This window comes from Mesobacillus sp. LC4 (assembly GCF_053543455.1).
The window spans coordinates 86943-108649 of record NZ_JBGCUB010000009.1 but is presented as its reverse complement, the minus strand read 5'-3'; the positions used below and the strand labels follow the sequence as shown (position 1 = coordinate 108649).

Below are 21707 nucleotides of genomic sequence, written 5' to 3'. Positions count from 1 at the left end.
GGGCTGTTAAGACAGCCTGCTTTTTTCTTTTTAGCTGGGTTACAGTGTTTGAAAAATAAACGGATAAATTCCGCTTAAAATTGAAATAACCCCTGCTTTCATAAAAATAAGGGTCGCTATTCCGGTTATTTAATCCAAATCGTCTAATTTTGTCTTATCTTTAGCAATTAACCGGAATATCTCCGCCTATTTCGGCTTAAAAAGCATTCTTTATATACAATAGCCGGAAATACTCCGCTTATGAATTCTCAAACTTCCACGATAATCGACAGAGTCTTCTTTTTAGAAAATTACCAAAAGATAGACTTTCTTTAAATCCATTAAAAAATAATAAATATGGTCGATGAATTACATATAAATCTTTAATAAGGGAGCATTACATCAAGATGAAACAAATTATAAATATCCTTTTCATTTCATTTATCCTCGTTGGCAGCCTCAGCGGATGCGCAAGCACAGAGCTGAAAGCGAAGGAAAGGGTCAAGGTTGGCATTATGTTGTCTGACGTCGGACTTGGGGACCAATCCTTCAGTGATGCTGCTTTTGCCGGTCTGACAAAGGCACGAGACGAACTCGATATCCTTTTTGATTATCGGGAGCTGAAGGAAGCAGGGAGCTACGAAAAAGGATTCACGGAGTTAGTGGAAGAAGGGAATGACCTTGTCATCGGATTGGGATTCATGGTTCTTGAAGACCTCGAGAAGGTTGCGAAAAAATATCCTGAACAACAATTTGTGCTTGTGGACTCGGTATCAGAGTTGGACAATATCACATCGATTACTTTTAAGGAAGAGCAGGGAAGTTTCCTGGCTGGTGCCGTAGCAGGAATGGTATCAAAATCAAAGATCGTAGGATTTGTTGGCGGAGCTGATGTCCCACTTATCCACAAGTTTAAAGTGGGATTTGAGCAGGGAGTAAAATCTGTGAATCCAGAAGCCGAGGTTAAGGTTGCGTACGCAAATGACTTTGGCAATGCAGAGCTTGGAGGGAAGATTGCTTCCGGAATGATGGATGAGGGTGCGGATGTCCTCTATGCTGCGGCTGGTTTTACCGGAGTGGGTGTGTTGAAGGAAGCGCAGGCGAGGAAAAAATTCGCGATTGGTGTGGATAGCGACCAATACTTTTTTGCCGAAAAAGCAATCATTACCTCCATGCTGAAAAATGTGGATATCGCTTTATACGAAGTAGTAAAGGAATTCCAGTCAGAAAAGAAGCTCGAATCCAGGCAAATCGAGCTGGGCATAAATGAGAAAGGAATCGGGCTAGCGCCGATTCGTGTAATCAAGCTGACACCAGAACAGGACAAGAAATTAAAAGACCTGGAAGCGCAATTATCAACAAATGAAGTTTCAATCCAGCTAGATTAACAGCTGCAACTGGGGGAACCAAGATGACAATCAAAAAGAAATTACTATTGAACTTATTGCTCGCCATTGGCTTATCGATCGTGATGATTTCTTTCATCATTTACAGAATGCTGATGGTCCAGGCATCTAATCAAGACTATGTCCAGGTATTGCTGACAGTCCAGAATCTTCAGGCTGAAACATCAGCCACGAAGCAATCGCTAAGCAATTTTTCCTTCAATCCAACAGAAGCCAATAAGCAGGATGCTTTGGTGAAAATGGAGAAGACCTCGCAGACTTTTGCGAAGGCAAAGGAAGTGATTCAACAGGAGAACAGCAAGGTCGTGCTGGATAAGGCACTTGGGAAGTTTACCGCCCTGGAGTCTGAAGCTAAAAAAGCCCTTGAGGAGAAGGTAAGTGCTGAAGTTAAGCGCCAGTCACTGCGCAGTGAAGGTATCCTGAACGACTTGCATCTATTGAATATCCAGGTCAATGAATACTATGATTTTCTGCAGGAGGATTTAAAGAACCAAATTCAATTCATCATCTTGGCGGCCATCATCGGAAGCATCCTTCTAGTGGTCGTTGCCGGTGGTATTGGAATCAGGCTTACGAGCTCAATCACCAGGCCGTTGAAGAAGATTGCCTTCAATGCCCAGGAAATTGCCAAAGGTAACTTGATGATTGAAAAAGTTCCATACAAACACAAAGATGAGCTTGGAACCTTGAATGAGTCTTTTGACTTGATGGCAGCCCAACTGACTTCCCTGTTGCAAAAAGTGAACATGACGAGCAAGGAAGTGGAAGAATTCGCAGGAGAAATCGAGCAGGAGAATATCGCGCTGACTGAAATCTCCAACCAAGTAGCTGTATCAACGGATGAGCTTTCTGCAGGAGCCCAAACAGTATCGGAGGATTTACAGCAATCGGTCGAGCTGATTGATGATATGGATAAGGAAATCATGCTGAACCTTGATCACACTCAGGAATCCTCCTCGTATAGCAAGGAAGCGGTTGAAGCAATCAGCGAAGGCAGAAAAGCGATCGAGGGACAAAAGGTCTTAATCACTGAAAACAAAGAGGCATCATCATCAATTCAGGCAGCGACAGATCAATTTGCGGGCTATGCGGCAAAAATCCAGGATATGGCCCAGACTGTTTCGGCCATCGCAGATCAGACCAACCTGCTGGCATTGAATGCGGCGATTGAAGCAGCAAGGGCAGGAGATGCAGGAAAAGGGTTTGCGGTCGTAGCCTCTGAGGTCAGGAAGCTGGCTGAAGAATCGAACAGAGCCACAACGCAAATCTTTGATATGGTCAACCTTCTAAAGACGGGACTCGATGAAATCGGAGAGGCCGTAAACAAAGGCGGGGCAATCGCAGAAGAACAGATGGAATCAATGAACCTGACAATGTCTGCTTTTGAAAATATCGAATTGAAGGTCAGCGGCATCTCAGAGAAAGTAACCCACCTTGTCAAAGGTATGGAAGCTTCGAAGGAATTGGGAGCCAGGGTACTGCATAATGTTGAATCCATCAGTGCGGTCGTAGAAGAAACAGCGGCTGGAAGCGAAGAAATCTCCGCATCCACAACGGAACAATTATCCGCTTTCGGCAACCTTTCGAAAAAGGTGACAGACCTCAGGAAGCTGACAAATGAATTGAATGAATCCGTTTCGGTTTTTAAGTTTGATAGATAATTAGTTGAGTACCACAGCGCCTAGCGCTGTGGTACTTTTTTATAATACAACCGGAACTGCAGAATGCCTACTTGGTCGAAAAACTCGTGGATGTGGTCGAAATAATTTAAAAAGTGGTCGAAAAACTCGTGGATTTGGTTGAAATAATTCAAAAAGTGGTCGAAATAATCGTGAATGTGGACGAAATAATTTAAACAGTGGTCGGAATAATTAAATATTTGCTAATATCTTGGTTGGTGAGGATAATATGAATCTTTTATAGGGATAAAATTACGACTAAATAGGGCGCACATGATGAAATCACGTGAATTTGACATGCAGTATCGATTATATGAGTCTATAATAAAATAAAAGAAATAAGATTTATAGTAAGAGACTGCTTTTGGCACCAATTACAGAAGAGAAGGTGAAGTTTTGAAACAGAAGGATTTATTCTTAGCGTTTTTTCGCGTCGGAATCCTGGGATATGGCGGTGGCCCATCTTCGATTCCGCTTGTACATAAGGAAGTGGTAGAGAAATATAAATGGATGGATTCTGATGAATTCGGCGATATCCTTGCTTTAGGAAATGCGCTTCCGGGGCCGATCGCCACAAAAATGGCTGGCTACATTGGCTATCGTGTAGGGGGATTCGTGGGGATGATCAATGCCCTGGCTGCCACAATGATTCCGGCGATTATCCTGATGATCCTCCTCCTGACCGGCCTGAACTCATATAAGGATGAGCCATGGGTGAGAGGAATGGCTGAGGCTGTAGTGCCAGTTGTTGCCGTGATGCTGGCTGTCCTGACATGGGACTTCATCAAGAAGTCAGGTAAATCAAAGCTTGGTTGGGGCTGGACGGCCATAGCTCTTATTGGCAGTCTGCTGCTTCTTCAATTCCTGAATCTGCATCCGGCCATACTGATTTTTGTGTTGCTGCTTGGTGCCTTGCTGAAAAAAGACCCTGCTCCAGCAGAAAGTAAACAATCGGGAGGGGAGCAGCCGTGATATATTTCCATATATTTTTAGCGTTTTTCATTCCGGGGATACTGGGATATGGCGGCGGTCCTGCCTCCATTCCGCTCATCGAAAATGAAGTTGTCGATCGTTATGAATGGATGACAGTCAGCGAATTCAGTGAAGTGCTAGCGATGGGCAATGCCCTGCCAGGCCCGATTGCAACCAAGATGGCAGGATATATTGGCTATGCAGAGGGAGGAATCCTTGGGGCAATCGTTGGGGTATTCGCCACAGTGGCCCCATCCCTCATCTTAATGATCAGCTTGCTCGGATTGTTGATGAAGTATAAAGATTCCCCTCGTGTCAAAAGGCTGACGATCGTTGTCCGCCCTGTCATTGCCGTGCTATTAGGGGTCATGACCTATGATTTCTTTTTTTCATCCTATGAAGGAGTCGGTCTGACACAGACGATCATGATTGGCGGAATCAGTTTTTTGCTGATGGAAAAATTTAAAGTCCATCCTGCCTATGTTATCGCAGGTGCCCTAGTATACGGAGCCCTTGTTTTATCGTAGACAAGGGTTTTACTTTTTTTTAAAAAAATTTTCCTACTCTGTCAACGGTGTAAGCGATATCATGAAAAAATACGAAAAAAACTTTATTGACAAATAAATCAGATAGTCTTAATATTTCAATTATCGAAATTAATTTAATAAGAAGCTTATCAAGAGAGACTGAGGGATTAGGCCCAATGACGTCCGGCAACCTCCTTTATGGAAAGGTGCCACTTCCTACAGAATGTTTTCATTCTGAAAGATAAGTCGTATAGATTTTTACGATGCCTCTTTCTATGAATGAAAGAGGCATTTTTATTTTTAAAAAATCGGGGGTGCATATGATGATTGAAGTGAAAAACCTGGTCAAGGTTTATGAAACGAAGAAAGGTTCGGTAACTGGTGTTGACCATGTTTCATTAAAAGTGGAAAAGGGAGAGATCTATGGAATTGTCGGATACAGCGGGGCTGGGAAGAGCTCTTTGATCCGCTGCCTGAACCTCCTTGAAAAACCGACATCTGGAGAGATACATATTGACGGTGTAGAGCTTACTTCTTTAAGCAAAAGTGATCTGAGAAAAGCGCGCCTGAAAATCGGGATGATCTTTCAGCATTTCCATCTTGTCAGCGCTAAGACGGTGAGTGAAAACATCGCGTTCGCGTTAAAAGCGGCCGGGCTGCCAAAGGCGAAAATCAATGATAGAGTGACAGAGCTTCTTGATATGGTCGGACTTTCGGATAAGAAAGATGTCTATCCGGCACAATTGTCAGGTGGGCAGAAGCAGCGGGTGGGCATCGCCAGGGCGCTTGCGAATAATCCTTCGGTGCTCTTATGTGATGAAGCTACTTCGGCTCTTGATCCAAGCACAACAAAATCGATTCTCTCCTTACTTAAAAAGATTAATAGTGAACTAGGAATCACGATCGTCCTCATCACCCATGAGATGGAAGTCGTCAAGACGATCTGCGACAGGATGGCTGTCATGCAAGATGGGAAAATCATTGAAGAAGGAGATGTGTATGAAGTCTTCGCGAATCCGAAACAATCGCTCACAAAAGACTTCGTCAACTCCATCCTTCAATTCGATTTGCCGGAAAGATTGCTGGAGGAACGTCAAGGAAAGCTCATCAAAATCTATTTCCAGGGTGAGATTGCCGAGCAGGGAGTCATATCTGATGTGTTCCAGACGTACAAGGTTCGCGGCAATATCCTGCATGGGAAGATCGAGTATATTCAGGATATTCCATTGGGAATTTTCATTATGGAGGTTTCGGGAGACCAGCTGGAGATTGACCGGGCGATTGCCTACATAGCGGCAAGGACGAAAAACTTGGAGGTGATGGATGATGCTGCTTGATAGCCTGATTGAACTGTTGCCGGAATTGAATAAAGCATTTTTTGAAACGATTTATATGGTCGGCATCTCCATCTTTGTCGCCATTGTTGTTGGATTGCCAACAGGAGTGCTGCTTTTTGTCACCGACAAAGGTCTGTTCCTGGAAAACCAGCTTTTTAAAAATATTGCCGGCTTCATCGTCAATATGATTCGTTCGGTTCCGTTCATCATCTTATTGATCGCCTTGCTGCCGCTTGCGAATTTGATCGCTGGCACGACAATCGGTCCGACAGCGGCATCTGTTTCGTTATCGGTCGCCGCGATTCCATTTTTTGCAAGAATCGTAGAACAAAGCTTCCGGGAAATCGATAAAGGAGTCATTGAAGCTGCGGTTGCGACAGGCGCGACTCCATGGATGATCATCAAAGATGTCCTGATTCCCGAAGCAAAGCCTGGCATCGTCCAGGGTGTGACCATCACGATCATCAGCCTTGTCGCCTATTCGGCAATGGCTGGAATTGTCGGCGGAGGCGGTGTAGGTGACCTGGCGATTCGCTTCGGCTATTACCGTTACGACAATACGATCATGATCACAACAGTCATCATCCTGATCTGCCTCGTCCAGCTGATCCAGTTTGGCGGAGACAGAGTGGCAAGAGTAGTAGACAAAAGATAAAAACTAGGGGGTTCTTTTACAATGAAAAAATTATTGTTCTCATTACTATTGTTATTATCAATTGGGCTGCTTGCTGCATGCGGCAGCGACTCAGCATCCGGCGGAGATGCGAAGGCAGACGCAAAACAAGTGACATTCGGTGCGACATCAGGCCCATACAGCGATATGGTCACAAAGGGTATCAAGCCGCTTCTTGAGAAAAAAGGCTATGAAGTGAAAGTAGTGGAATTCAGCGATTACATCCAGCCAAACCTGGCTTTGTCAAAAGGCGATCTGGACGCTAACCTGTTTCAGCACAAGGTCTATATGGAGAACTTTGCGAAAGAACATAAGCTTGAGCTATCAGAAGTAATCGTCGTGCCAACTGCGCCAATGGGCATCTATTCCAAGAAATTCAATTCACTGGATGAAATCGCAGAGGGTGCTGCCATTGCGATTCCAAATGACCCAACAAATGCAGCTCGCGCCTTCTTGATTCTTGAAGATGCGGGATTAATCAAACTAGACCCAAATGCAGACCCACTGACAGTTTCTGAAAAAGATGTAAAAGACAATGTAAAGAACCTGCAGTTCAAGCCAATTGAAGCAGCACAGCTTCCAAGGGCAGTCGAAAGCGTCGATCTTTCAGCTGTACCAGGCAATTTCGCCCTGGCAGCAAAAATGGACCTGCTTGACGCACTTCAGCTTGAAAACATGCCAGACCAATACCGTAATCGAGTCGTCATCAATACAAAAGACCAGGATGCCCAATTTGCAAAGGACATCAAAGAAGTCGTAGAATCACCGGAGTTTGAAGAAATCATCGATGAAAAATTCAAAGGCTTCGGTAAGCCGGAGTGGATGAGATAGGAGAGATATAAGATGAAGTCCCGAGAGCAACGGCTCCCGGGACTTTTCCTTTTTAATAGCTTTCTCCCCTATAAATTGGTTAAAATATTGAAGAGACTCTATTTTAGGAAGCTCTTTTGTTTTTTATTACATGACAAAAGGGAAACAAGCATTCAAAAGATGCTGTCAGCTTTTTACACATCAATCTAATAGTAACAGAGGGAGATATATGGAAAAACGTGATAAGAGATCTAGACATCTAGCGGCTATTTCGCTGGCGATTATGGGTGTGGGGTTCCTCGCGATGATTCCGTTTCAGGATTCATTGATTGGAAAATTGCTGATGGGCGGGTTTGAAGCCGGTCTTGTCGGCGGTCTTGCTGACTGGTTTGCCGTAACGGCCCTCTTCAGGCACCCGATGGGAATCCCGATTCCCCACACCGCACTTCTGCCGAAAAATCGTGATAAAGTAACACGCGCTTTAATCAACATGCTTGAAAATGACTGGCTCACGAAAGAGAGCATCATGGAAAAGTTCAAGCAGATTCATATTCTTGATAAAATTTTCGAAACGGTCGAAAAAGAGCTTCATTCAGAATCTGTGAAAAACAGCATTCAGGCATTCAGTCTTAATGTCGTAAAGAAAATAGATGTTGAACGATTTGCGCCGGCAATTGAACAGGAGATCAAAGGTTTCCTGCTTTCAGCGGATTCTTCCGAGTTTTTACAAAAAGCATCAAGCCATATACTTGCAAAAGAATATGATTCAGCCGCATTTGACTATGTCCTGCAAGAGACGGAAAAATGGGCGTCGCAGCCTGAAGCGAAAATGGTTCTTGGCAAGTTGGGAAAACAGGCAATTGATACGACCGAAGCCGACGGACTATTAAAGTTCGCGATTCAATCGTTCAGCAATATGATCACTGAGGAAAAGGTCGGCAATATTTTGCAATCATTCATTTTAAAAAGAATGAAAAACCTGCAGCAGGATGAAAATCGCTACCGCCATATGATCCTGGATAAGATCCGCAAAGAACTGGGGAATCTCAATGAGCGTGAAGCTCTAATGGCAGAAATCCAGACGTGGAAAAACAAGATGGTCGAAGAGATGGATTTAACTCGACAAATAAAAGATGTACTGGCTAAGGCGAAGGATCGTGGAATTGCTTTCATCGAAAAAGACAGCTTTGTGGATGATACGGTTACTCCAGTGGTGAAAAAATTCATTGAAGAAATCAAAGCGGACGATAAAAAGGTAACAGCAATCGAAAGCTGGCTCCATGCAAAGATCGCCGGTCTGATTGAAAGAAATCATTCCAAGATTGGAAAGCTTGTCAGGGAAAATCTCGATAAGCTGGATACCGAAACACTGATTGATATGATGGAAAACAATGTAGGGAAAGATCTGCAATGGATCAGGGTAAATGGCGCCGTCTGCGGCTTCCTGATTGGAATCGGTTTGACGATCTTTAAGCTCTTGGTGATGTAAAAAAGGAATATAAGGCCAATCCATTCGTGATTGGTCTTTTTTACCTTCTCAAATGGTAAAATGAAAATGGGAGGGGGAGGCATGGCTAAAAGAAGAAGGCTTATAACAGTATTTTTGATTCTAGTGAGTGTCGTCCTTTTAACAGCATATTGGATTAATCAACAAAAAATCCTATCGGGTGAATATGACAAATTGACAATCAGCGGGATGGAAGGCAAAACCATCCAGGTAATAAATGACCCTGGCGAGATTGCCAAAATCATCTCAGCCATTAATGAAAGCCCAAGAACTTTTAAGTATGATAATGGATTTACATATGATTACTTACCGCACGGAATCTTAACCTTTGAAAATGAAACGGAAAAAGTGCAGATTGGTTTTATTTTAACAACGGGAAATGCGATCACCAAGTACTGGGAGATTCATACAGAGTTTCCTTACCGACAATAGGGGGAGTTGGCAAAATGGAAAAAGTAAATATAAATGAAAAGTTTTCACTTTTTAATGATCATTGGAGTCCGAAAATCGCCGGGGAAATAAATGATATGCATGTAAAGTTCGCCAAGCTGAAGGGTGAGTTCGTTTGGCATAAGCATGAACATGAGGATGAGATGTTCCTTGTCATGAAAGGGAAGCTGCTGCTTAAGTTCAGGAATCAAGATGTTCACCTGAACGAAGGAGAATTCATGATTGTTCCTAAAGGAGTGGAGCATCTCCCTGTTGCTGAAGAAGAAGCGCATGTTATCTTTTTTGAACCGAAATCAACCGTGAATACGGGTGACGAATTGAATGAAAGAACGGTATCCGATCTTGAGACAATATAAACAGATGAAAAGGCCTCGTCAGTGACCAGGCCTTTTATTTATTGTTCCTCTTCATTAATTGAAAGTCCAGTTTAATCAAAATCGTTTCCCATCGACAAATTTTGAAAGCCTCCTGCAAAAGCTCAGGAGGCTTACATTCATTTTATGCTAGCTTTCTGTTTGGAAATGGTTTTTCGGATAAATGGAATCACCCAGTAGTCCAATCCATATTTTCCTGCGTTAAAGCCAGCGAAGACGATGATGAATCCGAAGAAGATATCAGTTGGGTTATGGGAGACGGTTCCTGCGAGAAAGAAGCTGAAGTTCATGACTAAGCCGAAGAACATTGCAGCAGTTGTCAGGCAGCCAAGGATCAAACCCAGACCGACGAGGAATTCACCGACCGGCACGATAAAGTTGAAAAGCTCAATGTTTGGCAGAGCGAAGTTTTCCAAAAACGAGACATACCAGCCATAAACCATATTGCCATCAGGACCTTTAACAGGATTCGCTACAGCGTTTTTCAGATATCCAGTTGCGTCAAATCCTTCCCCGGTCATTTTATGCCATCCGGCAACCATCCAGTTGTAACCCAGCCATAATCTTAAAACAGTCAGCAGGCCAGCAGCATACTTGTTACCCCTTAACCAATCAGCAAACATATTAATCGCTTCCCTTCGAGAATGAAGTATTATTTGATTACACTACAATATATTAATCTGCTATTTTAAAATGCGAGCTGGGAGTCTTTGTTCACAAAATGGAAAAAACATATTGTCAGGATTTTGAACACTTTGCAGAGGTATTAACCGTGAAACTCATGGGGGAGGAGATCGCGGAGGTAAAAAGCGCAAGCGGAAAGAAAAATCGCAGATATCCTTAGAAGATAGGGATTTGGGAATGCATGAAGAGGGGGGCGGGAATAGGGGGTAATAGAACAAGAGCCAGGCATTTGCCTGGCTCTCGGTATTAGATTTCAGTTAAACTGCTTTATGGGCAGTTTCAGCTTCTCTTTTGAATACAGTCTTGCGGATGAAAGGAACCACCCAGCGGTCCAAGCCGTATTTGCCAGCGTTATAGCCAGCGAACAGGATGATGAATCCGAAGAAGATGTCAGTCGGGTTGTGAGATACTGTTCCGGCAAGGAAGAAACTGAAGTTCATCACTAGACCAAAGAACATAGCAGCAGTTGTCAGAGTTCCCAGGAGCAAACCAAGTCCGACCAGGAATTCACCAAGCGGTACGATGAAGTTGAATAGGTCGACGTTCGGGAGCGCGAAGCTTTCAAGGAAGTTCACATACCAGCCATAAACCGCGTGGCCGTCTGGTCCCTTTACCGGGTTCGCAATAGCGTTTTTCAAATATCCAGAAGCGTCAAATCCTTCACCAGTCAATTTTCCCCAACCGGCAGTCATCCAGTTATATCCGAGCCATACCCTAATCACAGTCAACAGGCCAGCAGCAATGTTGTTTTCTCTTAACCATTTAGCGAACATATAAATCGCTTCCCTTCAAAAATAAGTAATTATTGATTACACTTACAATATATCAGAATTCGAAATAAAAATGAGTTGAATGTGAAGATGTTCACATAATCGCAACAACAAATTGACGGAATATTGAACATGGTTCTTTTTTACAGGATTATCTGGAGATAGTGCCTGAAAAAGTAGTGAAAATAGAAAGGATGAAAGCAGATGGATCACACAACAGGAGCAGCTCAACAACCGGGCACTGAAAAAATTTGGAGCAAGGACTTTGTGTTTATCTTCCTGGCGAATTTCTTCATCTTCCTGGGTTTTCAAATGACATTGCCTACCATTCCGCTGTTTGTGGAGCATTTAGGCGGAAACGACCAATTAATTGGATTTGTGGTTGGGATTTTTACATTTTCGGCATTGCTTGTACGCCCTTTTGCAGGCCGGATGCTTGAAACGAAAGGAAGAGGGTTCATTTACCTGACAGGCTTGGCCGTTTTCGTGGTTTCTGTCGGTTCATTTGGATTTGCAACAGGCATTGCCTTTTTATTTTTAATGAGGATTATTCAGGGGGTTGGATGGGGTTTTTCCACGACAGCATCTGGTACGATTGCAACCGATTTAATCCCGCCGCGGCGCAGAGGAGAAGGTATGGGGTATTTCGGGCTTTCCGGGAACGTGGCGCTCGCGATGGGACCGACGCTGGGCCTTGCGCTTGCTGCTGCGATTACATTCAAGCAGTTATTTTTGATCAGTGCCTTCCTGGGCCTTGCTGCATTCCTGCTTGCATCAAGGATCACCTATAAAAAAGCGGAGAAAACAGAAGAAACTACAGAGAAACGCAGATGGGACGTATATGAAAAATCCGCCTTGCAGCCGTCCCTGCTATTGTTGTTCATCACAACCACCTTTGGGGGTATCGCCTCATTCCTGCCGCTCTATTCAGCACAGAAGGGAATAGAAGGTATAGAGTGGTATTTCTTTATTTTTGCGATCGCCCTGATGCTGTCCCGATCATTTGCGGGCAAACTCTATGATAAAAAAGGACATGGTGCCGTCTTCCTTCCCGGGACAGTTTTAATCATGATCGCCATGATTCTTTTAGCCTGGCTGCCGAACAGCCTGGTGATGTTCATCGCCGCCGGTTTGTACGGGTTCGGGTTCGGTTCTGTACAGCCGGCATTGCAGGCATGGGCTGTGCAGGATGCTCCGATGAACCGCAAAGGAATGGCGAATGCAACTTTCTTCTCCTTTTTCGATTTGGGCGTTGGGGTCGGAGCGATGACTTTTGGCCAAATCGGCCACTGGCTTGGCTATGGAAGCATCTACATCGCTTCTGCCATATCCGTTTCTATTTCGATTCTTCTTTACATTTTTATGATGAAAAGGCCGGCAAGAACGTAGACCTGTTCCAATTTGGAACAGGTTCTTTTTATTTGAAGAAGAATTTTCAACAGAGTAAAATACAGGTATAGGTATATATTGGAATCAAGGCAGCGGGTGACCCTGGAATATTTTTTTGCTTTTAAAAAATATGGTATGGGGTATATGAGAGTGTAGTCTTCATAAACCTATTAAAAAAAGTAGGAGGAGTTCATATGTATTTCAAGTCATTTTTTGATGATCAGCTTGCGCATATGTCGTACTTGATTGGCTGCCAGAGAACGGGAGAGGCGATTGTCATTGACCCGGCAAGGAATATTCAGCCTTATCTGGATATCGCAAAAAAAGAAGGATTCAATATTTCAGCCGCAACTGAAACCCATATTCATGCAGATTATCTCTCAGGAGCAAGGGAGCTTGCCCATCACTATGGCGTCAAGCTGTATGTATCCGATGAAGGGGATAAAGATTGGAAGTATCAATATGTCGACCAGTATGAGCATGAATTGTTGACAGAAGGGTCGACGTTCAATATCGGGAATGTTTATTTCGAAGTGCTCCACACGCCGGGGCATACACCGGAAAGCATTTCATTCTTGCTGACGGATAAGGGTGGCGGCGCCAATGAACCGATGGGCATTTTCACGGGAGACTTCCTGTTCGTAGGCGATGTCGGCCGTCCGGATCTCCTGGAAAAGGCGGCAGGCATCAAGGACACTTCCGAAGCAGGAGCACATCAGATGTTCGAATCGCTCCGGAAAGTGGAAAAGCTGTCTGACTTCCTGCAAGTATGGCCAGCACACGGAGCAGGAAGTGCCTGCGGAAAATCACTTGGCGCTGTGCCTATGTCCACTTTAGGCTATGAGAAAAAATTCAACTGGGCATTCCAGATCAAAGAAGAGGATAAATTCGTTGAGGAGCTCCTAGCTGGACAGCCGGAGCCTCCGAAATACTTCGCCCAGATGAAAAAGCTTAACAAAGTAGGCCCTGAATTGCTCAGGCGTGAGGAAGCTCCAAAAGTATCATTGTCTGAAGCAGGGGATGAGGTGATTGTCGACACCCGTCCGGCAAATGAGTTCGCCAGTGGACATGCTGATGGCACGATCAACATCCCTTACAACACATCCTTCACGAACTGGGCAGGCTGGCTATTAAGCTATGACCAGGACATCGTATTGATCGCAGATCCGGAAAAACTGCCTGACGTGAAAAAATCACTGCAGTCAGTCGGACTTGATCAGGTCACAGGGTATGTCGATCCGAAAGAGCTCGACGGCAGCCTTGAAGAGTATAAGAATGTCACCGCAAGTGAAGCAAAAGAAATGATGGAAGACGAAAACTACTTTGTCATCGACGTCCGCAATCAGAGTGAATGGGATAGCGGCCACATCCCCGGTGCCCATCATATGATGCTCGGAAACCTGACCGACAAGCTTGACGAAGTGCCAAAAGACAAGAAAATCATCGCCCATTGCCAGTCAGGCGCACGCTCCGCAATCGGAACAAGCCTGCTATTGAAAAACGGCTTCAAGGATGTACTCAACCTAGAGGGCGGCTACTCCGCATGGGAAAAAGAAGGACTCCCAGTTAAAAAGGATTAATGCCAGAGCCAGCTCAATTTTTGAGCTGGCTTTAATTATGGGGATAGAGCATATTAGTGCCCAGAAATTCAAGAATCTGAGAAAAGGAGGTCACCGATCGAGAAAGTTGGAGTCTTGATTTGTAAGAAAATAGGAGAATGGTGTAACCAATAGAGCATATTAGAGCTTCGTTTTGTAATAAATTAGGAGAATCATGTAACCAATAGAACGTATTGAAGCCTTGGATTGTAAGGAATTAGGAGAATCATGTAACCAATAGAACGTATTGGAGCAAAGATTTGTAAGAAAATAGGAGAATGGTGTAACCAATAGTGCGTATTGGAGCAAGGGATTGTAAGAAAATAGGAGAATAGTGTAACCAATAGAGCGTATTGGGGTCTTAATTTGTAAGAAATTAGGATAATGATGTAACCAATAGTCCGTATTGAAGTCTTGGTTTGTAAGGAATTAGGAGAATGGTGCAACCAATAGAGCGTATTGAAGCCGTGGTTTGTAATAAATTAGGAGGATGATGTAACCAATAGAGCGTATTGGGGTCTTAATTTGTAAGGAATTAGGAGAATGATGCAACCAATAGAGCGTATTGCAGCCCATGTTTGATAGAATCTAATTAACAAAGCTCAACGGATCCCTTTTATTCATGAACAAACTATGACCAACATGTTAAATAATCTGTAACAGCAGGTGAAACAGTTGATTCTGTCTCCGTTGCGCTATACTTTATATATAACAGAGTCGGAATAGAGGGGATTACTGTGAAAATATTAGTGATTGAGGATAATGAAAGTGTCTGCGAGATGATTGAGATGTTCTTTTTAAAAGAGGGCATTGAAGGCAGGTTTGTGAATGATGGCCTCCAAGGCTATGAGGCTTATAAGGAAGAAGATTGGGATTTGCTGATTGTTGATTGGATGCTTCCTGGCATGGATGGTGTCATGCTGTGCAGGAAGATCAGGCAGGAGGGCAGTGATGTGCCGATCATCATGCTGACAGCCAAGGATAGTGAATCGGATCAGGTTCTTGGGCTGGAAATGGGGGCGGATGATTATGTAACGAAGCCTTTCAGCCCGCTGGCTTTGATGGCGAGGATCAAGGCTGTGGCCCGGCGGTATCAAAAACTGAAGCCCGATGAGCACAGCGAGGTTGGGACGAGCGCACTGAAAATTAACAAAGAAACACGTGAAGTGAACCTGGATGGAAAACCAGTCACCAATCTGACACCAAAGGAATTCGACCTGCTTCTATTTTTCGCCCAGCACCCGCGTCAGGTATTCACGAGAGAGCAGCTGCTGGAGCGTGTCTGGGGATACCAATTTTACGGGGATGAACGAACGGTTGATGTCCATATCAAGCGCCTGAGAAAGAAAATTGGCACGGTTGAACAGCCATTCTTCCATACGGTTTGGGGAGTCGGCTATAAATTCGATGAAAGTTCGGATGGGGCATGAAGGTTAAATATATATACCAGCAATTCATCAGCCATATCAGCATCATCATCGTCGCCTTTCTGATCCTGAGCCTGGTATTCACACAGTATGTGGAAACGCTTGTTTATAAAAATAAGACGGAGGAGCTTATTTCTTACGGTGAAAATATCCTCCGCGATCTTGACCGGGGCGGTGAACGTCCTGACCAGGTGATCAATCAATATGCCCGGGTGCTTTTCGGCCGGGACATCCAATTTAGCGTATTTGATGAGAATATCCAGCTGCTGAATCCAATTAGATGGAGAGGGCCGGCGATTGAACTATCGGAAAACGAGTGGAGCCAGCTTACGAACGGAAAGCCGATTGTGAAGAATTACGACCTCGAACGGTATGACCGTGCTGTGACCCTGGTGGTTTTGCCATATGTGGATCGCGGAAACTTCATTGGCGGCATTCTCCTGACATCCCCAATCAGCGGGACACGGGAAATGATTACGGAAATCAATAAGTATTTGATTTATACCATGCTGATTGCGCTGGGAGTTTCGTTCCTCCTAAGCTGGGTTCTGGCGCGAATCCATGTCAACAGAATCAAAAAGCTTCAGGAAGCCACATCCGCCGTATCAGCAGGGGACTATACTGTTAAAGTGCCCAAGTCGGATTTTGATGAAATCGGTGAATTGGCGAACGATTTTAACAGTATGGTGAGCAGGCTGAATGAATCGAAATCCGAAATCGAAAGCCTGGAAAACCGGCGCCGCCAGTTTATGTCAGATGTCTCCCATGAATTGAGGACGCCGCTTACGACGATCAGCGGAATCATCGAGGGCCTCAGGAACGATATGATTCCTGAGGAGGAAAAAGAGCGGGGCATCAAGCTGGTCAGCCAGGAAACGAAGCGGCTGATTCGACTGGTGAATGAGAACCTTGATTATGATAAAATCCGCTCAAACCAGGTGCAGCTTGTAAAAGAAGACATTGAACTAATCGAGGTATTCGAAATTATCCAGGATCAGCTTGGGTTTCAGGCAGAAGAACGCCATAACAGAATCGAAATTGAGGCAGATGAAAAAGCCATGGTCCATGCCGATTATGATCGTCTTCTCCAGATTTTAATCAATATTACGAAAAACAGTATCCAGTTCACTGAAAACGGGACAATCTGGCTTCGCTGCAGGATGGTTGGGCCAACGACGGTGATTGAAATCGAGGATACAGGTATTGGCATTGAACCGGCTGAAATCGAAAAAATCTGGCATCGCTTTTACAAAGCAGATATCTCGAGAACGAGCAATCCGTTTGGAGAATTCGGTCTCGGTTTATCCATTGTCAAACAGCTCGTACAGATGCATGACGGGAAAATTTCTGTGAAAAGCGAACAGGGAAAAGGCACAAAATTCATAATCGAAATTCCAGTAGAAAAGGGACAAAGTTTGTGATTGACTTTCCTTTTCGTTAAGATGAAAAAGGAGCTGCGGGCATAGTCCCCGGCTTTTCTAGTTGAAAGGGTGAAACAACATGGTGCGTTTCGGAGTGGTAGGAACAAATTGGATTACAGAAGCTTTTATTAAAGGTGCAAGCCACCATCAGGATTTTCAGCTTGGTGCTGTTTACTCACGTACAGAGGACCGTGCTGCGAATTTCGCTGAAAAATTTGGTGTTGATACCATTTTTACAGACCTGGAAGAGATGGCGAAGAGCGATGCTATTGATGCTGTCTATCTCGCCAGTCCCAATTCCATGCATGCTAGCCAGGCGATTACATTCATGGAAAATGGCAAGCATGTTCTTTGTGAAAAAGCGATTGCGTCTAACGGCCGTGAACTGGATGAGATGATCAAGATTGCAAAGGATCACAAGGTTGTTTTGATGGAGGCGCTAAAATCAACCTTGATGCCGAACTTCAAGGCTGTCCAGGAGAATCTGGATAAAATCGGCACGATCAGAAGGTATTTCGCAAGCTATTGCCAGTACTCGTCCCGATATGACAAATATAAAGAAGGTACCGTGCTGAACGCCTTCAACCCAGAGTTTTCGGCAGGTTCGCTTATGGATATCGGCATCTATTGCATCTATCCGCTCGTTGTCCTGTTTGGAGAGCCAAAGTCGATCCAGGCAACCGGTTACGTACTAGAATCGGGAGTGGATGGGGAAGGCAGCCTGATCTTGAAATATGATGAAATGGATGCTGTCATCATGTTTTCCAAAATCACTGATTCGTCTCTTCCTTCCGAAATACATGGTGAGAACGGGAATATCAGGATAGATAAAATCAGCACGCCGGAAAAAGTGGACATTCTCTATCGCAATGGGAAATCTGAAGATATATCGAGAGAACAACTGGATGATAATATGTTCTATGAAGCAGAGGAATTCATTACGCTGATTCAGCAAGGGAAACTGGAATCTAATAACAACTCGCTTGAGAACTCGAGGATCACCATGAAGATTCTTGATGAAGCAAGGTCGCAAATGGGTGTCAGGTTCCCGAGCGACAGATAAAGAGAAGGGCAGGTGCACTTAATGGCACCTGCCCTGTTTTTGCATTAGTGGCTCCTTTTGAAGGACAATCCGTAAATGAAAAGCTTTTTAGTAATTCAAAAATTTTACACAGACCGGATCTGGAACCTTCACATCAGACTGCAGCAAAGTCAATTTGCCTGTTTCTGCGTCACGGGCATAGAGTACGACGTTGCTGGAATTCTGGTTCGTCGCAATCAGGAATTTCTCGCTCGGGTCGAGCAAAAAATCCCTTGGCCAATTTCCTTCTGTTGACGTATGCTCGACAAACTCAAGCTGGAAGCTTTCTGGATCCACCTTGAAAACCGCAATACTGTCATGGCCGCGATTGGCTGCGTAGACGTATTTCCCATCAGAGGAAATATGGATGGCGCTTCCCTGGTTGTTATCGCTAAAACCTGCAGGCAGGGTGGAAATTGCCTGTAGCTGTTCGAAGCTGCCGTCTTTTGAATTGTACTTTAAAACGAGAACCTCAGAGCTGAATTCTGTCATCAAATAGGCGATCTTGTGATTAGGATGGAAAACAAGATGTCTTGGCCCGCTTCCTGGTGCAATATGCAGTACACTCTTCTCAATCAGCTGGCCATTGTCCAGGCTATAGGTAATCAACTGGTCGATGCCCAGTTCGACTACTGCCGCATAGTTCCCGTCCGGGGTGAAGCCCGCATAATGGGTGTGCGCTTTTTCCTGGCGCTCATCGGGTCCTGAGCCCTCATGGACCGCACTGGATAAGGCTTCTTCAATACTGCCAGTTTCTGAGTTCAACAGATAGGAATCAGCAGATCCTTTATGGTAATTAGCAGATAAAAGCAGGCTGTTATCCTTGTTGACGCTAACATGGCAGGGTGAAGCTCCTGGCGCAAGCTGCGAATTGATGTAAGATAGCTTTCCGGATTCCACGATATGGAAGGCTGCCACACCTCCAGTGCCGCCTTCCTTTGCGACAGCATAAAGAAAGCGATTGTCGTCACTGACTGTCAGGTAAGTAGGGTTTTCCAGGGTTGCTGCTGGTTCTACGTCCAGAATCTTGCCACTCACTCTATCAAGGGTAAAAGAGTAGATGCCCTCGCTGTCCCCTTTTGTATATGTACCAAAATAGCCTTTGAATGTATCATGGGTTACCATAATGAATGCCTCCAATTTGATTAGCATTTTTAGTCTAAGTTATAGTCTAGCAAAAAAATACTGGCGAACAAAATGTTACGTACAGAGAATGAATGGGTAAAATAGTACATGTGGATTCCAACTTGTAAATTGGTATGTTAGATTCCCTGACCAAAATCTGGACTTTGAACTTTTTTAGGGATATGCTTTTTGATAATAGTGTTCTCGCAAAAACCTTTACCAAATTGAATGAGCGAAGAGCATGGTGATTAGTAATAGTGTTTAGGAGGTTTATTATGAGCTTGCAAAAACAGATTATAGAAGCATTGGATGTTCGTCCCAATATTGATCCCCAAGAGGAAATCAAGAAAAGAAAACAATTTTTAAAAGAATATTTGCTTGCTTCAAGGGCAAAAGGATACGTCTTAGGAATCAGTGGCGGCCAGGACTCCACTTTGGCTGGAAGGCTGGCGCAGCTGGCTGCAGAGGAATTGCGATCAGAGGGCAAGGACGCCAAATTCGTGGCTGTCAGACTTCCATATGCTGTACAGAAAGACGAGGAAGATGCACAGAAAGCACTGGACTTCATTAAGCCTGATCAAACCATCACCTTCAATATCCAGCCTGCAGTTGATACCTTCAATACACAGTTCGAGGAAGCGATTGGTGATCGAATGACGGACTTTAACAAGGGGAACGCGAAGGCAAGGATGAGGATGATTACCCAGTATGCCATTGCGGGACAGGATGGCTTGCTAGTGATCGGGACAGACCATGCTGCCGAAGCTGTGACTGGATTCTTTACAAAATACGGAGATGGCGGTGCTGATTTGCTGCCGTTATCGGGTCTCAACAAGCGCCAGGGCAGGGAACTGCTGAAGGCATTGAACGCAGAACCAAGACTGTACCTGAAGGAACCTACTGCCGATCTTCTTGACAATAAGCCGCTCCAATCAGATGAAACCGAGCTTGGAGTGAGTTATGAAGCAATTGATGACTATCTTGAAGGAAAGCAGATCGACGAAGCAGCAGCTGCCAAGATTGAGGGCAGATATCTTGCTTCAGAGCATAAACGGCATACGCCGGCATCCATGTTTGATTCATGGTGGAAGAAGTGAGCATAACAAAAGCCTGGCTGAGTTCGATCAATCAGCCAGGCTTCTCTAATTATTCCGATTGCGCGACTGCAAAAGGCGGAGTATCTTCTTTCTCCGTCACTTTGTCGATTTTATCGGTGAACATTTGGAAGACACGCTTTTTTTCTTCCAGTTCCTTGATATATTCTTTCAAGTCATTGAATTTCTCTTCAAATGGCTGATGGTATAATTCGCGGATTTTTCTGTTCAGGTCGGGGTTCACTGTTGACTGGACAACCTGCTTGGTGATGTTGAATTTATATGTATACACTTTTAGTTCATTCTTTACTTCTTCATACTCCGCATCAATTTCTTTAAGAATCTCTTCAATTTCTGCTTTCCATTCATCTAGCGACTTCTTAACATGCTGTTCCATAAGGATCCTCCTGCCATTCGCCTGTAATAAAGCTTCTTCCCTTCATTCTAGCAATAGAATTTTACATAGAGATTGCGGAGAGATTACAGTGTGAAAACAATCGAATTCTGCACACAAAATGAATATTTAATAGGAAAATAGACTCATCCTTGTAAAAAAATGGCGAAACTTGTTGAAATGATGGTTCTAAAGTTTTATATTTTAAGTAGAACTGAAAAAGGCAAACTTATCGAAAGGTAAGGACGCAAAGCCACGAGTCTAAGGCCATTTAGCTATGATCGTCGGGTTGCCAAAAAAGAACGGATGATAAAACCAATTTGTAGGCAAATGGTTATGAAAGACTATTTGACGTATGAAATCCGCCGTCCTTTTGGAGGATTTTTTTATTTTGACTGTTGCTAATGGCATAATAATGCAAAAAGGTGTCGATTTCACGTTTGCATCACGCGATAGAGGATAAATAATACTTAAGATACTTGACAGGACTAATAAAATAATTCTTTTGGCAGGTTTGGTTTTTGGTAAAGGTATTCAAAAAAAGAGTGGAAGGTGGAGGAATCATTGACTGTTTTATTTGGGACGGTAGAGTATTTTGAACAGGAAATTGAATTTCACTTAACTGAAATCGAAAAACGCGAGAAATTCCGGGAAGAAATCCAGCAAATTCAAAGGAAGCTAGAAGAAGAGCTTCGGAACGATTTTATCTGCGACGAGAAGTTAAGGATGGAATGTTTGCAAAATCTATCGAATGCTTGCAGTAAATTAACTGAAGATTACGTAGTTTGAAACTATTAAAATATGAAAGCCTGTGGTGCAGACCACAGGCTTTTTTAATTTCCATTGTTACCCAGATGCACAATTCTATATTTTAAGGCTCTGTTAACGCTAATTGTTGTTTTAATGCCCTGTTGATTATAGTGGAAGGCGCGAAGACTCCTCCGAAAATGCTAACGCATTTCCATCGTGCGTGGGCATGTTCGAGGAAGCTCAATCAATGTCCTGCGGGA

21 protein-coding genes and 2 riboswitches are annotated in these 21707 nt (G+C 44.0%); of the genes, 17 read left to right on the top strand and 4 right to left on the bottom strand.

Features of this window, described 5'->3' with window-relative positions; translation table 11 throughout:
* The first annotated feature begins 386 nt into the window (after positions 1-386).
* The 10 genes from AB5I83_RS21090 to AB5I83_RS21045 all read left to right on the top strand — a co-directional run bounded on the left by AB5I83_RS21090 (position 387) and on the right by AB5I83_RS21045 (position 9696).
* On the top strand, positions 387-1367 hold the full coding sequence (locus AB5I83_RS21090) for a BMP family lipoprotein (RefSeq protein ID WP_448978305.1): 981 nt from the start codon (positions 387-389) through the stop codon (positions 1365-1367).
* Positions 1368-1390: 23 nt separating this feature from the next.
* Positions 1391-3046, top strand: a complete 1656-nt coding sequence (locus AB5I83_RS21085; RefSeq protein ID WP_448978303.1) for a methyl-accepting chemotaxis protein — start codon at positions 1391-1393, stop codon at positions 3044-3046.
* 414 nt (positions 3047-3460) lie between these two features.
* Positions 3461-4036 (top strand): chromate transporter, encoded by a 576-nt coding sequence (locus AB5I83_RS21080; protein ID WP_448978302.1) that lies wholly within the window; start codon positions 3461-3463, stop codon positions 4034-4036.
* Complete coding sequence (locus AB5I83_RS21075; protein WP_226085706.1) at positions 4033-4563, top strand: chromate transporter; 531 nt, start codon at positions 4033-4035, stop codon at positions 4561-4563. Before AB5I83_RS21080 ends, AB5I83_RS21075 begins: the two co-directional genes overlap by 4 nt.
* A 143-nt stretch (positions 4564-4706) precedes the next feature.
* Positions 4707-4811: riboswitch (SAM riboswitch) on the top strand.
* Positions 4812-4886: 75 nt separating this feature from the next.
* Positions 4887-5900 (top strand): methionine ABC transporter ATP-binding protein, encoded by a 1014-nt coding sequence (locus tag AB5I83_RS21070; RefSeq protein ID WP_448978320.1) that lies wholly within the window; start codon positions 4887-4889, stop codon positions 5898-5900.
* Positions 5890-6555, top strand: coding sequence for a methionine ABC transporter permease (locus AB5I83_RS21065; RefSeq protein ID WP_448978318.1), 666 nt, complete (start codon positions 5890-5892; stop codon positions 6553-6555). The genes AB5I83_RS21070 and AB5I83_RS21065 overlap by 11 nt, the downstream gene beginning before the upstream one ends.
* A gap of 21 nt (positions 6556-6576) precedes the next feature.
* On the top strand, positions 6577-7404 hold the full coding sequence (locus tag AB5I83_RS21060) for a MetQ/NlpA family ABC transporter substrate-binding protein (protein ID WP_448978300.1): 828 nt from the start codon (positions 6577-6579) through the stop codon (positions 7402-7404).
* A gap of 208 nt (positions 7405-7612) precedes the next feature.
* Complete coding sequence (locus AB5I83_RS21055) at positions 7613-8872, top strand: DUF445 domain-containing protein (protein WP_448978299.1); 1260 nt, start codon at positions 7613-7615, stop codon at positions 8870-8872.
* Positions 8873-8953: 81 nt separating this feature from the next.
* A complete protein-coding gene (locus tag AB5I83_RS21050) occupies positions 8954-9322 on the top strand; it encodes a hypothetical protein (protein WP_448978297.1) in 369 nt (122 codons plus the stop codon).
* Positions 9323-9336: 14 nt separating this feature from the next.
* Positions 9337-9696, top strand: a complete 360-nt coding sequence (locus AB5I83_RS21045) for a cupin domain-containing protein (RefSeq protein ID WP_448978295.1) — start codon at positions 9337-9339, stop codon at positions 9694-9696.
* Between the two features lie 137 nt (positions 9697-9833).
* Here the strand turns inward: AB5I83_RS21045 and AB5I83_RS21040 are convergent, their stop codons facing one another.
* Both AB5I83_RS21040 and AB5I83_RS21035 read right to left on the bottom strand, forming a co-directional pair.
* On the bottom strand, positions 9834-10337 hold the full coding sequence (locus AB5I83_RS21040; protein WP_448978293.1) for a DoxX family protein: 504 nt from the start codon (positions 10335-10337) through the stop codon (positions 9834-9836).
* Positions 10338-10655: 318 nt separating this feature from the next.
* Positions 10656-11171 (bottom strand): DoxX family membrane protein, encoded by a 516-nt coding sequence (locus AB5I83_RS21035; protein WP_448978291.1) that lies wholly within the window; start codon positions 11169-11171, stop codon positions 10656-10658.
* Between the two features lie 201 nt (positions 11172-11372).
* Here AB5I83_RS21035 and AB5I83_RS21030 point away from each other — a divergent pair, with 201 nt between their 5' ends.
* The 5 genes from AB5I83_RS21030 (at position 11373) to AB5I83_RS21010 (ending at position 18066) form a co-directional block, all read left to right on the top strand.
* Positions 11373-12557, top strand: a complete 1185-nt coding sequence (locus tag AB5I83_RS21030; RefSeq protein WP_448978289.1) for an MFS transporter — start codon at positions 11373-11375, stop codon at positions 12555-12557.
* A 194-nt stretch (positions 12558-12751) separates the two neighbouring features.
* Positions 12752-14137: a rhodanese-like domain-containing protein gene (locus AB5I83_RS21025; RefSeq protein WP_448978288.1), complete on the top strand. Its 1386-nt coding sequence runs from the start codon at positions 12752-12754 to the stop codon at positions 14135-14137.
* Positions 14138-14892: 755 nt separating this feature from the next.
* Entirely contained in the window at positions 14893-15585 is a 693-nt protein-coding gene (locus tag AB5I83_RS21020; protein ID WP_448978286.1) for a winged helix-turn-helix domain-containing protein, read from the top strand.
* Positions 15582-17003 (top strand): sensor histidine kinase, encoded by a 1422-nt coding sequence (locus AB5I83_RS21015; RefSeq protein ID WP_448978284.1) that lies wholly within the window; start codon positions 15582-15584, stop codon positions 17001-17003. The genes AB5I83_RS21020 and AB5I83_RS21015 overlap by 4 nt, the downstream gene beginning before the upstream one ends.
* A gap of 79 nt (positions 17004-17082) precedes the next feature.
* Entirely contained in the window at positions 17083-18066 is a 984-nt protein-coding gene (locus AB5I83_RS21010) for a Gfo/Idh/MocA family protein (RefSeq protein ID WP_448978282.1), read from the top strand.
* Positions 18067-18153: 87 nt separating this feature from the next.
* Here AB5I83_RS21010 and AB5I83_RS21005 read toward each other — a convergent pair whose 3' ends face one another.
* Entirely contained in the window at positions 18154-19209 is a 1056-nt protein-coding gene (locus AB5I83_RS21005) for a lactonase family protein (protein WP_448978280.1), read from the bottom strand.
* A 275-nt stretch (positions 19210-19484) separates the two neighbouring features.
* Between AB5I83_RS21005 and nadE the strand changes: the two genes are divergently transcribed.
* Complete coding sequence (gene nadE / locus AB5I83_RS21000; RefSeq protein WP_448978278.1) at positions 19485-20306, top strand: ammonia-dependent NAD(+) synthetase; 822 nt, start codon at positions 19485-19487, stop codon at positions 20304-20306.
* 49 nt (positions 20307-20355) lie between these two features.
* On the opposite strand, the gene AB5I83_RS20995 is transcribed toward nadE, so the two are convergent.
* Entirely contained in the window at positions 20356-20700 is a 345-nt protein-coding gene (locus AB5I83_RS20995; RefSeq protein ID WP_448978276.1) for a hypothetical protein, read from the bottom strand.
* Between the two features lie 209 nt (positions 20701-20909).
* A riboswitch (cyclic di-GMP riboswitch) is annotated at positions 20910-20994 on the top strand.
* A gap of 267 nt (positions 20995-21261) precedes the next feature.
* On the opposite strand from AB5I83_RS20995, the gene AB5I83_RS20990 reads away from it, so the two are divergent.
* Complete coding sequence (locus AB5I83_RS20990) at positions 21262-21486, top strand: hypothetical protein (RefSeq protein ID WP_448978274.1); 225 nt, start codon at positions 21262-21264, stop codon at positions 21484-21486.
* Positions 21487-21707: the final 221 nt, after the last annotated feature.

Bases quoted from the DNA above. Each gene is read 5' to 3' on its own strand.
- AB5I83_RS20995 (WP_448978276.1), bottom strand. From the start codon at position 20,700: ATGGAACAGCATGTTAAGAAGTCGCTAGATGAATGGAAAGCAGAAATT.
- AB5I83_RS21035 (WP_448978291.1), bottom strand. From the start codon at position 11,171: ATGTTCGCTAAATGGTTAAGAGAAAACAACATTGCTGCTGGCCTGTTG.
- AB5I83_RS21070 (WP_448978320.1), top strand. From the start codon at position 4,887: ATGATTGAAGTGAAAAACCTGGTCAAGGTTTATGAAACGAAGAAAGGT.
- AB5I83_RS21040 (WP_448978293.1), bottom strand. From the start codon at position 10,337: ATGTTTGCTGATTGGTTAAGGGGTAACAAGTATGCTGCTGGCCTGCTG.
- AB5I83_RS21090 (WP_448978305.1), top strand. From the start codon at position 387: ATGAAACAAATTATAAATATCCTTTTCATTTCATTTATCCTCGTTGGC.
- AB5I83_RS21055 (WP_448978299.1), top strand. From the start codon at position 7,613: ATGGAAAAACGTGATAAGAGATCTAGACATCTAGCGGCTATTTCGCTG.
- AB5I83_RS21085 (WP_448978303.1), top strand. From the start codon at position 1,391: ATGACAATCAAAAAGAAATTACTATTGAACTTATTGCTCGCCATTGGC.
- nadE (WP_448978278.1), top strand. From the start codon at position 19,485: ATGAGCTTGCAAAAACAGATTATAGAAGCATTGGATGTTCGTCCCAAT.
- AB5I83_RS21045 (WP_448978295.1), top strand. From the start codon at position 9,337: ATGGAAAAAGTAAATATAAATGAAAAGTTTTCACTTTTTAATGATCAT.
- AB5I83_RS21005 (WP_448978280.1), bottom strand. From the start codon at position 19,209: ATGGTAACCCATGATACATTCAAAGGCTATTTTGGTACATATACAAAA.
- AB5I83_RS21060 (WP_448978300.1), top strand. From the start codon at position 6,577: ATGAAAAAATTATTGTTCTCATTACTATTGTTATTATCAATTGGGCTG.
- AB5I83_RS21015 (WP_448978284.1), top strand. From the start codon at position 15,582: ATGAAGGTTAAATATATATACCAGCAATTCATCAGCCATATCAGCATC.
- AB5I83_RS21030 (WP_448978289.1), top strand. From the start codon at position 11,373: ATGGATCACACAACAGGAGCAGCTCAACAACCGGGCACTGAAAAAATT.
- AB5I83_RS21010 (WP_448978282.1), top strand. From the start codon at position 17,083: ATGGTGCGTTTCGGAGTGGTAGGAACAAATTGGATTACAGAAGCTTTT.
- AB5I83_RS21065 (WP_448978318.1), top strand. From the start codon at position 5,890: ATGCTGCTTGATAGCCTGATTGAACTGTTGCCGGAATTGAATAAAGCA.
- AB5I83_RS21050 (WP_448978297.1), top strand. From the start codon at position 8,954: ATGGCTAAAAGAAGAAGGCTTATAACAGTATTTTTGATTCTAGTGAGT.
- AB5I83_RS21025 (WP_448978288.1), top strand. From the start codon at position 12,752: ATGTATTTCAAGTCATTTTTTGATGATCAGCTTGCGCATATGTCGTAC.